The 13,120-nt window shown below is 49.1% G+C and carries 6 protein-coding genes; 2 read left to right on the forward strand and 4 right to left on the reverse strand.

All coding sequences use genetic code 11. The features are described 5' to 3' along the window. Window positions 1–39: 39 nt before the first annotated feature. Window positions 40–2,829 carry a PVC-type heme-binding CxxCH protein gene (locus NF543_RS19365; protein ID WP_257669943.1) on the forward strand — a complete coding sequence of 930 codons (2,790 nt, stop codon included), beginning with the start codon at window positions 40–42 and terminating at the stop codon, window positions 2,827–2,829. After that, entirely contained in the window at window positions 2,816–4,036 is a 1,221-nt protein-coding gene (locus NF543_RS19370) for an FG-GAP repeat domain-containing protein (RefSeq protein ID WP_257669942.1), read from the forward strand. The genes NF543_RS19365 and NF543_RS19370 overlap by 14 nt, the downstream gene beginning before the upstream one ends. Here the strand turns inward: NF543_RS19370 and NF543_RS19375 are convergent. From NF543_RS19375 to NF543_RS19390, 4 genes are all read right to left on the reverse strand, one after another. Beyond that, window positions 4,012–4,467 (reverse strand): aspartyl protease family protein, encoded by a 456-nt coding sequence (locus NF543_RS19375; RefSeq protein ID WP_257669941.1) that lies wholly within the window; start codon window positions 4,465–4,467, stop codon window positions 4,012–4,014. The two genes, NF543_RS19370 and NF543_RS19375, sit on opposite strands and share 25 nt — an antisense overlap. A gap of 5 nt (window positions 4,468–4,472) precedes the next feature. Next, entirely contained in the window at window positions 4,473–5,411 is a 939-nt protein-coding gene (locus NF543_RS19380) for a malate dehydrogenase (RefSeq protein WP_257669940.1), read from the reverse strand. 105 nt (window positions 5,412–5,516) lie between these two features. Then, window positions 5,517–7,832: a translocation and assembly module lipoprotein TamL gene (gene tamL, locus NF543_RS19385; RefSeq protein ID WP_257669939.1), complete on the reverse strand. Its 2,316-nt coding sequence runs from the start codon at window positions 7,830–7,832 to the stop codon at window positions 5,517–5,519. Continuing rightward, window positions 7,822–13,113 carry a translocation/assembly module TamB domain-containing protein gene (locus tag NF543_RS19390; RefSeq protein WP_257669938.1) on the reverse strand — a complete coding sequence of 1,764 codons (5,292 nt, stop codon included), beginning with the start codon at window positions 13,111–13,113 and terminating at the stop codon, window positions 7,822–7,824. Before NF543_RS19390 ends, tamL begins: the two co-directional genes overlap by 11 nt. Between the last annotated feature and the right edge of the window lie 7 nt (window positions 13,114–13,120).

A 13,120-nucleotide genomic window follows, 5' to 3' on the forward strand; every position in this document is an offset into this window, starting at 1 on the left:
CCTAGATTTTATTACATTTACAGTATAACCAAATTGAACATGTATTTACGTTTATCCCACATTGCCTTCTTATTTCTGTTTGCTGCGTTTGTTGCGGCTTGTTCCGGCGATTCTGATTCGGCAGATTCACAGCAAATTGACCGCGAATACGTACTGGATGCCAAGATGATTGGCTATACCGGAATCGGTGGCGACATAGACGGCAGGATGAATCCCGTACTTCGTGCGAAAAAGGGCGAGCGCGTGAAAGTTTCCCTGATCAACGGGGAGTTGATGGCCCATGACATCGTATTGGAAAAGGCGGGGGTCAAAAGTGAAACCATGCTGGAAGAAGGTGATACGACAAGTGTCATATTCAAAGCCATGGAAGATGATATTTACTATTGCAGCCTTCCGGGCCACCAGATGGTCATGCGGGGACAGTTTAAGATCGTCGAGGATTTCGAAGCAGCTATAGTGAGCGACAATTGGGGTGTTTCTCCCCGGAAGGACGGCAGGCCCCTGAATTTCGGTTTCGAGCGCGGCAACCTGCAGGACTGGCAGGCAACGGGTAATGCATTTGGTCCCAAATCGGTGACCTACGATCCAGCCCCGTGGTATCCGGATAGTGCGGTGCTGAAGCAATCGGGCGACTACTATGTGAGCAGTGGGGGCACGTTGAATTATCAAGCTACGGGCATGCTTACTTCAACATCATTTAAGGTGACGCACCCTTGGGCATCGTTCAAGGTAACGGGGGGCGCCATGGAAGGTTTACGGGTAGAGCTCGTGGATGCGGTTGCGGATACGGTCGTTTTTAAGATTTCGGGGTATGTCACCGAAAGTGAGCCAAGCAATCCGGCACATGCCGCATTCCGCCCGGTCGTGGTAGATCTCATGCGTTACAGGAATAAAGAGCTATACATCCGCCTGGTTGACGACGAAACCGGTACGGTGCCCGAAATCCCTTACATTGCCGACAACCCTTGGGCCCATATTTCGTTCGATGACTTCCGGTTCCACGAGGAAAGGCCTTCCTATGCCAATGAATTACGGCCTGACGACGTAGTGATCCTTCCGGCGAAAGACGTGGTGCCCAATGCAGGGCTTTCGGGTGCCGAGGCGGCGAAAGTCATGGAACTTCCCGACGGTTTTTCAGTGACGCTGGCGGCAGCTGAGCCTGATATCATTCGCCCGATCGCGTTTACCCTGGATGACCGGGGTAGGTTGTGGGTTGTAGAGGCACATACTTATCCGGTGCGTGCCCCTGAAGGGCAGGGCAGAGACCGGATTTTGATTTTTGAGGACACCAACGGTGATGGTGTGCTGGATAGCAGGAAAGTCTTCATGGAAAAGCTTAACATGGTCAGCGCAATCGCACTGGGTTTTGGCGGGGTGTGGCTGGGTGCCGCACCATACCTCATGTTTATCCCGGTTGATTGGGAAAAGGATGCCCCGGCCGGGGAACCGCAGATCCTGCTCGACGGCTTTGCCTACGAAGATACCCATGAGGTACTCAACACCTTCAAATGGGGCCCCGATGGCTGGTTATACGGAACACAGGGGGTATTCACGCACTCCAATGTAGGGAAACCGGGGGCACCCGATAAGGAACGGATACCGATCAATGCGGGTGTATGGCGATTTCATCCCACCAAACATGAATTTGAAGTTTTTTCCCACGGTATGAGCAATCCCTGGGGAATTGATTTCAATGACCATGGACATACATTTGCGACGGTCTGCGTGATCCCTCATCTGTTTCACATGATACAGGGGGGAAGGTACCATCGCCAAGCCGGAGAGCATTTCAATCCCTATACCTATGAAGATATCAAAACCATCGCCGACCACGTGCACTGGTTGGGCGACAGGGGGCCGCATGCTGGGAATTTCCGCTCTGCCGCCGCAGGTGGCGGACATGCGCATGTGGGAGCCATGTTTTACCTGGGGAACAAACACTGGGGTATCAATAGGAATGCGATTTTCATGAATAATATCAATGGTTTCCGCGTAAATATGGACATCACCAAACGATTGGGGTCTGGTTATACGGCGAGCCATGGGAAGGACTTTATCAATACCAATGATTTTTGGTCGCAATGGCTGAATTTCCAGATCGCACCCAGCGGATCGGTGTATGTGAATGATTGGTATGACAAAAACCAGTGCCACAGCCCGAATCCGGATGTCCACGATAAGACCCTGGGCCGTATTTTCAGGATCAGCCACCGGGAGGATAAGTGGGTAAGCGTTGATCTGACTAAAAAGACCGATCAGGAGCTGGTGGAATACCAACTCCATGAAAATGAATTTTATGTGGTACACAGCCGCCTCCTATTACAGGAAAGAGGGGCCAATGATGCGGTGCGTGATGGATTGTGGAAGATTTTTAGTGACAATCCGGATGTCACCCGGAAACTGCGCGCATTGTGGGCATTGCATGTAACAGGAGGGATTAATGAAAAGCAATTGTTGGATTTGCTGGACCATGACGATGAAAATATACGTGCCTGGGGAATCCAATTGCTTGCCGAAACGAAAGATGTGTCCGCGGATGCACAGCGCCGTTTCGAGCGGCTGGCCAAAGATGATGCCTCGGCATTGGTGCGGCTACACCTTGCTTCCGCTCTCCAACGGATGGAACCGAACAGCCGGTGGGGTATCCTCAAGAACCTGAGCATGCACGAAGAAGATGCCGGCGACCAAAACATACCGTTGATGGTGTGGTACGCTTTGGAGCCATTGGTTGCACTTGATGCCAACCGCGCCTCTGATTTGGCAAAAGCAGCCAAATGGCCGGTTTTGCAGGATTTTGTTGCCAGGAGGATTGCAGATGGAAAACGATAAGGAAATGATAAAAACAGGAAAAATTGCCCCTTTATACCTAGGGTGCGTGTTGTTGGTTTGTGCAATGACAGCCTGTAAGGTTCAGCACAGGCAGGGCGTAAGTGGAGAAGAAGTGAAGTTTACAAAAACAACGCTTACAACCGAGTTCATTTCAGAAGGCGTTGCCGTCGGAGATGTCAACAACGACGGTGCCGTGGATATCATAGCTGGTGCGCGATGGTTTGAAGGGCCCGACTGGGAGCGTGTCCATGATATCTATCCCGAACCGCAGAAGTTTGATGGAACTACAGGTTACAGCAATTCGATGTTGAATTTCACCATCGATGTGGACCAGGATGGGCGGATGGATTACATCCGGGTGGATTTCCCGGGTAAGGAGATTTGGTGGTACCAGAATCCCGGTGACACTGGAGGATACTGGCAACGACATGTCATCACCGAAGCAGCCGCTAATGAGTCGCCGGCTTTTGTCGACATCGATGGGGATGGCCGTCCGGATATCCTCTGTGCCGATCCCAATACAAAGGAGATGGTTTGGTTCCGATGCCCGGATGAAAAAGGCAATATCGAATGGATACGTCATGTAATCAGTGAAAGGGGGGCACCGGGAACGGATGTTTTTTCGCATGGACTCGGTTTCGGCGATGTAAATGGTGATGGGCGGGGCGATGTGGTCTCCATGCATGGTTGGTGGGAAGCGCCAGCCGACCCCAAGCAGCTGCATTGGACATTCCATGAAGCTGACCTTGGTGAGGATTGTGCCCAGATACACGTGATGGATGTAAACGGGGACGGATATCCGGATGTCATCAGCTCGTCGGCACACCGATTTGGGATGTGGTGGCATGAGCAGGGCCGGGATGAGGAAGGCAACACGACCTGGCATACCCATGAAATCACCGGTGATTTTTCCCAGACACATGCGTTGTCCTTGGTGGATATCAATGGCGATGGTAATTTGGACCTGGTGAGTGGCATGCGTTATTTTGCCCATATGGGAAACGATCCGGGTGAATTGAATGACCCAGTGATTTTCTGGCTGGAATTTGTACCGGGAGAGACCCCCATCTGGATACCCCACATCATCGACAATGCCTCTGGGGTTGGGGTGGACAATGCGGTACAGGACATTAACGGAAATGGTTTGCTGGATATCGCGATTGCCAACAAGAAAGGCGTTTTCTATTTCGAACGTGTGGCACGGTAAACCACACGTTCGCGAAGTTTCAATATGTGTTTCCTGTAGTCGATGACCGCACCATAGCGCTTCAGGATATCCCCTCCGATGACACCGATAACAGGGTCGATATCCAACTGCTGGTAGGCATAGTTGATGGTTGATAGATCCAACACGGCCACTTCGAATTTTTTGAGGTGGAGGCCACCCAGCAGGAGGTCGGGTACGGTGAGCACAAAACTTTGCATCGACGTGGTTCCCAATCCGGTAGAGACCATGTCGGTATGCTGCAGTTCCATGTCCTCGTGGAGGTAGGCCTCCACGGTAGCCTTGTCAAATACGGTCTTGGACGCACCGGTATCCAAGACCGCGTTGAATGGTTTGCCAAAGACAACGACTTCCAACAAGAGGTGGAAGCCATCGTCCTGCAAGTTCAGTAAGGTCAACGGAACATCAACCATCGATTTTAGCGTGTTCCGATTTCTTTCAGTACATTGTTCATGGTACGTACAGCATCTGCGCTTTTGGTAAAGGCCGCTTTTTCGGTTTCGTCTAGGGGGAGTTCGAGAATGCGCTCCCACCCGTTTTTGCCAAGGATGACGGGCACCCCAAGGTTGATGTCCTGCTGGCCGTATTCGCCATCCAGGTAAACGGATGCTGTAAAGAGTTTCTTTTGGTCGCGCACAATGCTTTCTACCACAGCGGCACTGGAAGCACCTGGGGCATACCAAGCCGAAGTACCAATGAGCTTAGTAAGCGTAGCACCACCAACCATGGTGTCGGCAACGATTTGTTGTTGCTCTTCTTCTGACAGGAATTCGGTCACCGGCAGGCTGTTCCAGGTGGCGTGCTTGATCAGCGGAATCATGGTGGTATCACCATGGCCACCGATAACAATGGCATTGAGGTCGGCAGGAGAGGCGCCGAGCCGTAGGCTCAGCTGGTACCTGAAGCGGGAGGAATCCAATGTGCCGCCCATACCGATAATGCGGTTTTTGGCTAAGCCCGTGGCTTTCAGCGCCAAGTAAGTCATGGTATCCATCGGATTGGATACCACCACAAGGATGATCTCGGGTGAATATTTTAGCAAGTTCTCAGCTACGGTACGTACGATGGTTGCATTCGTGCCGATAAGCTCTTCCCGGGTCATTCCCGGTTTGCGCGGGATACCGGAAGTAATGACGGCTACTGAAGAGCCCGCTGTTTGGCTATAATCGTTGGTTACCCCTGTAATCTTGGAATCGAAACCGAGCAATGCGGCAGTTTGTGAAATATCCTGAGCTTTGCCTTCGGCAAGTCCCTCCTTGATGTCTAGCAATATGACTTCTTCGGCAAGCTCCTTACGGACAATATTGTCAGCAGTAGTGGCGCCCACAGCTCCGGCACCTACGACAGTTATCTTCATGGTTGTTATTAGTTGGATTTGACTATTAATTATCGAACGGTAGCTAAGGTAGGAATTATTTAGGAATAAAGATAAAAGGAGTAGGGATTAAGGATCCTTATTCCCTTAGAACGGATATCCAATTGCCAAATTAAACACGAGGTTATTCCGGCGCCAATCTCGATTACCGAAATTAATCTCATCAAGCACCCAGCGTTCACCCTTCGCCCGATATGGGATCCGCAATGGCATGGCCAGATCCGTACGGATAATCAGGTAAGTAAAGTCGAATCGCAGGCCGACACCGGCCCCCACGGCTAACTCGTTGATGAATTCCCGGCTGAACTTTGCCCCGGGTTTGTTTTCATCCGTGTTTTGCAGCCAGATATTTCCGGCATCCACAAATAGGGCCCAATTGACTACACTGGCCAGTTTGGCCCGATATTCTGTATTGAATTCAATCTTGATATCACCAGTTTGGTCTGCGAAGAAATTATCCTCACCATAAAACTCTGGCGTATAGGAGCCAGGGCCGAGTGCCCTTGCCCTAAATGCTCGTAAGCCATTGGGCCCACCCATGAAATATTGCTTTAAATAAGGAAGCATGCGTGAATTGCCATACGAATAGCCAAAACCTGCGATGGCCCGGGAAGCCAATTGTGAGTTTTTCCCCAATCGCATGTAATGCCGCACATCCCCCTCGATTTTTACATACTGCGAGAAGTTGGTGCCGAAAACTTGGTATACACGTCCTTCGTTGATGTTGGCGCCGCGGATCAACCCATAAAGGTTGGCTGATAAATCCAAGCCGCCTTTAAAATAATAGGTGTGTTGGCGGCTGGTTTCCATGGTGTTGGTATACGTAAAATTATAATTCGGCCCAAAGGTTAATTGGGGCTCTATGGCATGCCTCAGGGGAGGCACGGTATCCATCTGTGCCCGGTAGGAATCCGTAATGTTGCGGGGCTGCACATACGCCACTTCCAGTACATCCAGATCGTGTTCCTTTTGGAGCGTTTCTTTCCAGACATAGCCGTATGAAAACCGCATGGAATTGAGGCTATAGGCGGTTCGCCTGTTGAGATACTCATAGCCCGTCCTGAAATACGTGCGCGGTACGAACCGCCGGGTGGGCTGCCACTTAAATGGAGCGATCATACGGGGGAACGAAAGGGTGGCCTCTATACCGTACCGATAGAAACTTGAGTTGAGATTGACATTACCCCCTGTTTGGGTCTCAAAGCCGCCATATACGGTAAAGGTGAGCAACTCGGCACTCTTGAATGCGTTGCGGTGTTGCCAATTGACGTTCACCTCCGATCCGTTGTAAACTGATGCTGTTTTGCCAAGCAGTTCTACCCGCAGCCCATGCTTGGGCATAGGGGTCAGGTAATAGTGTACATCAAGCAGGTTGGTTTTCCCCGAGTCCACTTCCACGAAATCATTCCTGACAAACCTGAAGCTGCCCATACCCACCAACTGGCTAATGGTTTGATTGTGGCTGTTGCGGTTATATAGGTCACCTTTATGGAAAAACATGGTCCGCGATATGGCAAACCTGCGGAATGTGATATCCGGATCAATGAAATAATATTGCCCATTGTAGAGCTGGGCATTTCTTATCGAACCACGCTGGTAACCACGCTGCGTAAGGGTATAATTGGGGAATATATAGATGTTGTTGATGGTATAGGGTTTCTTTGCCCGAGCAGGTGTTTCGCCTTTCACCGTCACATAGAGGTCAACATGGTGGTTGCTCGACGTACTGTCCACCTCAATCAACAGATGATCTGGACTAAAATAGTAATATCCCTTGTTTTTGAGATGATTATCAATCCGTTCACGCTCGGCAATGATGTTGTCCAGGTTATATGGCCTGTCAACTTGGAGCAACGAACCGGGTTCGGATGCCTTGATGGCTTTGCCCAGCTCACTGCTATCCACCTCAAACGTCACGGATTTTATGCGATAGATGATACGTGGGGTAGCTGTATAGGTGACCGTGGCTTTACGGTTGGAAATGCTGGTGTCTGAACTGACTTCGGCATTGAAGAAGCCCAAGTTTTCCAGCCGGTTCCGGAGCACATTCTGGTTATATTCCCGGTTGACACCACTTAATAGTACCGGAGGTTCACCAGCCTTATTCTTCATCCAGGCTTTGAGACCGCGGTCACTTTTCGGTTCCCCAGCGATGTTATAGATGTATAGTTTGGTCCGCAGGCCTAAGAATTTTTTGTTGACTTTCGGACGCAACAGCTCTTCGAGGTTAGTGGTCAACGGCTCGATATACTGCTCCGGGATGGTATCCGTATCGATTTCTACTTCCCCTTTTACATAGAGATGTTCTCCTTCAGGCAAGTATTTGATATTGCTACAGCTGGCTAGGCACCATACCGTGGCAACGACGTAGACCATATGTAATAATCCATGCCTAGTGTTCATCGGTGCTCCTTTCTTCCAACACGAGGTTTTCCTCCCTTTCATTGCGCATTGCCGTATTTTTCAATTTGGATTCGCTTGGATTTGGCTGTCCATTGTTTGACTGTCCATTGTTTTGCTGTTCTCCTCGGCTTTCCCTACGTTTCCTTAGTCTTTCCCTGAATTCAGGATCGTTGCGTTCCAAGCTGTCCAGTATGACCCGCCGCACACTGTCGCGGTACGCTGTGTCTGTTTCCATCCGTTCCACATCCCATCGTCTCCTGAAACTACGGCTTTCCGTATTGTACTCATCGGCAAGCCGATCCGCACTCATGAATATTTCCTTGAATTCATTATAGTCCATATTGATGATGAAGCCAAGGCCTGTTTCTACGAACTGTCCTTGGAGGGTCACCTGGTACTGGTTTTTGCGATATGCCCGCAGTAGGTATCGCCCATCCTTTGACAGTTGGTAGTCTATTGAAATATCGCCAGCAATATTGGTCGTTTGTTCCCCTGGCCGTGCATTCCCCTCCAATTCGAAATTGGAGCCAACGGTTACTTTGAGCCGATCATTGAATAGCATTTTAGACACACCGATATTGAGGTCTGTCCGGTTTTGGCCCGATCCTGTCGAGTAATCTTCAGCCGATTGCAAATCAAAATCCAGCTCCACGCCTTGGATGAGGTCGCCAGCCAACCGGTTGAGCTGGGCGCTCAGCAATGAGCTGACACTATTTCGTGCAAGGGCTTCGGCGCCGCCTCCGGTAAGGCTTTCAAAGGGGTTCGCGGCCATGAAACGTCCCAGCACAATCAACGCGAACACCTGTTTGTTCATTTCGGATTCGTTTTCCCGTAGCTGGTTTAATCCGGTATTGACTTTGCCGGCCACATCTTGTGATACCATGGCATTGTTTTCATCCAAATTGATGTCAAAGCCAAGTTTAGGTTGGAACATCTGCTCGGATATGCGTAAGACTACATCAAACGGAACACGTTGTTTGTACACATTGGGCCGTTCGGCCCCGATTTGATTTTGTACCAATTCCAATGTAGGAGCTTTCAGCTTATATACGGCTGTGATGTCCAAGCGAGCATCCATGGGATCGCCGGACCATGTGATGGTACTGCCTTGTCTGAACTGGAAAACACGTTTCACGGGACCAAAGGAAAAGGAATAATTGCCATCATTGACGGTGTAGGTGCCACTCAACATAATTTGGCCGCTGGGATCGATGCCTGCGTTCAGTTTGGCCTCGCCCTTGATGGCTAATGCATCCTGGCTACCGGGGTCAATGACAATCGTGAATGCGGCGTCCTTATCGGTTTCAATATTGAGCGACAGGTTTAGCCCTATTAACTTGGTTTGGGTAAGGGAATCCACTTTTGCGAACACATTCACCTGGGCAGTATCACTTCTATTTACGAACCGGACAATACCTTGTCGGTCTACCATGCCCGGATCTTCGTTTGGCAGCACGAACGTGACGTCGGTATCGGCATTGACCCGCAATGTGCCGGTTACATTAGGAGCATGCATATCACCTTGGATACGGATATTGCTGGAGAGGAAAAGCTGTCCGTAATACAGGTCATTATCCTCTTGGGTTGAGTTAAGCACCTGGAACTCATTTGCCGTCAGCGTAAGCCCGAAGAGGTAATCGGTATAGGTTTTCGTATTGACCGTGCCATTCAAAACCGCAGTGTTACCCTTGCCATCGGTGAATTGGAAGCGGTTGAAACGCATGCCATTGTCATTGAAATTGATGCTTTGTCCATCGATGTTGAATGGAGCGTTGAGCATGGTAACATTGAGGCCGGCATTGTTGAAGTTAAGCGCACCATTAATGAGTGGCTGTTCTGGTGTGCCTTTTATGTTGAGCTTACCATTGATGGAACCGGTCGCATTCCTGATGTAGCCAAGGCTGAATGCCTCCAACGTATGCATGGAAAGCGAATTGACATCCAATGCAAAATCCAATTGCGGTATTACACCAGGTGGGCTGATGTAGTCGCCGACAAGGCTTATTTCATTGCCATTGCCCTTGATGTTGATATCGGCCGCATACACGTTTTCACGTTCGTTGTTTACTTTGAGGTTGATGTCGCCAACCGTGTCATTTCCGAAGTAAAAACGGTCTATCGTGATGTCCGAAACAAACACGGGCGATGTATCAAGCCGGGATACGGTTGCTTTTCCATTGATGCCTCCACCCATACTCAATAATTCGCTTTCAAGCATTTGGCTTAGTGTTTCTATCCTGAAGTTATTAAAAACCAAGTCAATCGGCGAATTCAAGGTAGAATCTCTAGACTGTATCGCCATTTCTTGCCCACTGTTGCTTAGGATAAATTGATGGGTGATTAGGCCATCCTTACCAAAAGATATCGCGTTTTCTGGATTTACATCCCATTGTTCATAGTTGAGCATTAATCCATTTTCCAACAAATTGAAAACGAAGTTTCGGGCATCCACTTTGAGCCCCATTCCGAGGTGGTAGCGTTCCTTATCTGCATTATCCTTAATCCATAATCCAAAATCCAGTTGGTTTTGCTTTACCGTGCCACTGAGCAAGGTGTTGATCATCTCGATGTTTCCTACGCCGATCCGGTTGATAAGCGTTGAATAATAGAGGACACTGTCCAGCGTATTGAGGTCAACTGCTACATCGTTGATACGGGTGCCTGCATATACGATAAGGGGAGCGGTGGCTTTCGCTAGCAACATCTTGTCATCGCTATTGAATGAGCCATCGAGGGTGATGTCTTCCATTTCGGTAAGGTCAGGAAAAAGGCCCTGGATAAACCGAGAACGCGTAAACTGTGCGCTGAAGTCAAAATATTGTGGTGTATATTCAAATTGTGGGGGTATGGAGTCAGGTTGATAATATACCGCAATGATATCCTGTACAGAAGCGCCCAATTCGCTCAGCTTGAAATCACCCACCATATGGGCATTAAGGAATTCGGATTGTAATTGCAGCATATTGGAACCTTCTTCAGCCACAGCCAGAAACTTCACCGTATCGAGTGCATAACGCTCGTCATTGTAGGCTATCGACGAATTGACGATAGCTGCTGAGCCATTTAAATAGTCGATATCCGCAGTTTCCATGTCGACCAACATACGCCCATGATAGCGGAGTTCGTCTTTCATCAGGCCAAGGTTTTTGAGATTGATACTATCAACCATTAGATCCATGGTTACCTTAGGGTATCGGCCCCGCATATTAGCATGCGCATTCAGGTCAAAATCGATGTTGGTATCGCCACTCACAACCGATGCATTGATATCACCGCCGTTGGCTTTCATATTGATATCAATACCGTTATAGGTATAACCCATTGCTTCCAGGCTGATTAATTTGCCCTGGATATCCGCTATGGCCGAGGCCGGATCAAAGCCGGTTCCTTTCGCATGCGCTGCGAACGATACCTTGCCTAACACGGAATCCATCTTCATCAACTGTCCAATGTCGATATCCACGATGCTTATCTGGGCATCGTATACCGTATCCCGTGTTTGCGGATTTATCTGGTAATCGGCATCTATTGTAGCATTGCCCATACTAGTTTGGAGCTGCATGGCCGTACGGAAACCCTGCATGCCACCATTGAACGTACCCGCGAGGTGGATATCGGACGGGAAATTGAGGGTGTCTGGCAAGAGGCTGCGGGCGATTAATCGATCCAAATCTATTTTTCCGGTGGTCAATTCCTGTAAGTCAAGATCGAGCTGTAGGTTATCGGTATCAGGCAGTCCCTTGAGGTGGATGCTACCTACGATATGGGTTTTATCGAGTGTCGTCAAGTCCATGTTCTGGATGTGCAGATCGTCAAGGCGACCATCGATTTCCGTGCTGATGTGGTAAGTATGCTGCCAAATCGGCTTCATGATTTCTATGGTATCCAAATCGGGAACAAAAAACAAGACATCCTCCATGGCGATTTGGCTTTCTTTGATGTCGGCGGCAAATTGAATACTGCCAAGCGCTTCGGTGATAGTTTCCAGTGAAGGATAAGACACTTTGATGTAGTCTTGTAGTTGCGTGTTGGGTGTTTCGGCGTAAAGGTTACGTATTTCAACGCCTTGGTTTGTGTAGATCAAATCACCCTTGAACTGATTTAATATAAACCCGCTGCGATCCTTTGCACGCAGTTCACCGAAACTTCCACTGATGGAATCTGGGGCGTAATAGAAATCACGGACGTCGCCGTTTACCTCGGTTAACCCCATGTTTCCATAGTCAAAGCCCTTAGCTATGCGAGGTTGGTTTGCATCTTCATATGCGAAATTGGTGTTCGTAAGTTGTAAGGACGCAGCTTTTAGTTTCCAGTTTGCTGGTTCACTGGCCGATGTGTCACTCGAAGAAGGAGATGGCTTTACGGCTTGCCCGAAGAAAACACGCGAGTCCGATCCATCCAGATCGATGGATTTCGCATCGATAAGCTCACCGTTTAAGTCCAGCTTGTTGATATTGGCCAACAGCTTGTTTATTTTAAAACGCGTATCCAATGCGCTGGCCTCGTCTACGTAGCTGAAGTCAATGTTGGTTAGATCTAATCTATTAATGTCTATATCTGGAAGCAGTGAACTGGAGGAAGTGTCCATAAGGCCGAAGTCCTCGGCGTCTGGCATTTCCTCAGGCTGGGCCACCGCCCATTGCCTTATCGATGCGTTCAGGCCATCAATCGTGATGCGCGGTAGGCCGAAACGCATATTGCCTTCAAGGTCAAAGGTCTCGATGCGTGTATCCAAGTGGTTGAGGTTCACTTCCGCCGCCATCCCGATTATTTCATCCCGATAAAGGAAACGGACACGGTCGAAGTTTACCCTGTCGATATTAAACTTCATGGGTGCGGTGTTGTCAGCAGGGGAAGGTTCTTGCTGTTCACCCACGAATGCGCGGATGATGTAATCGAAGTTGAATGTGCTATCGGGGAGGGTACGATTTATCTTGGCCGTGACACCGTGCAAATCAATTCGGCTGATTTCCACTGTGTTTTTCAGCAATTTCAACATGCTGATGTTTACCCTTAATTTTTCGCCTGCAAGAAGTGTGTCTTGCGATTGGTCCTCGAAATATACGCCCTCGAGTACGAGCAATTTGGGTAAATCAAGACTTATACGGGCGATACGCACCGGGGTTTTGATTTTATTTTCGACGTATGAGGTCACTTTTTGCGCCACATAGTTCTGAATGGCGGGGATTCGTATTAAAATGAATAGCAATAATATTAGTCCGATGACACTCCCTATTATCCAAAGGAGTGTCTTAATCGCTATTCTACCGAGTTTGTTCAAGGGTTAT

The organism is Parapedobacter tibetensis (genome assembly GCF_024704835.1).
Lineage (GTDB): Bacteria > Bacteroidota > Bacteroidia > Sphingobacteriales > Sphingobacteriaceae > Parapedobacter > Parapedobacter tibetensis.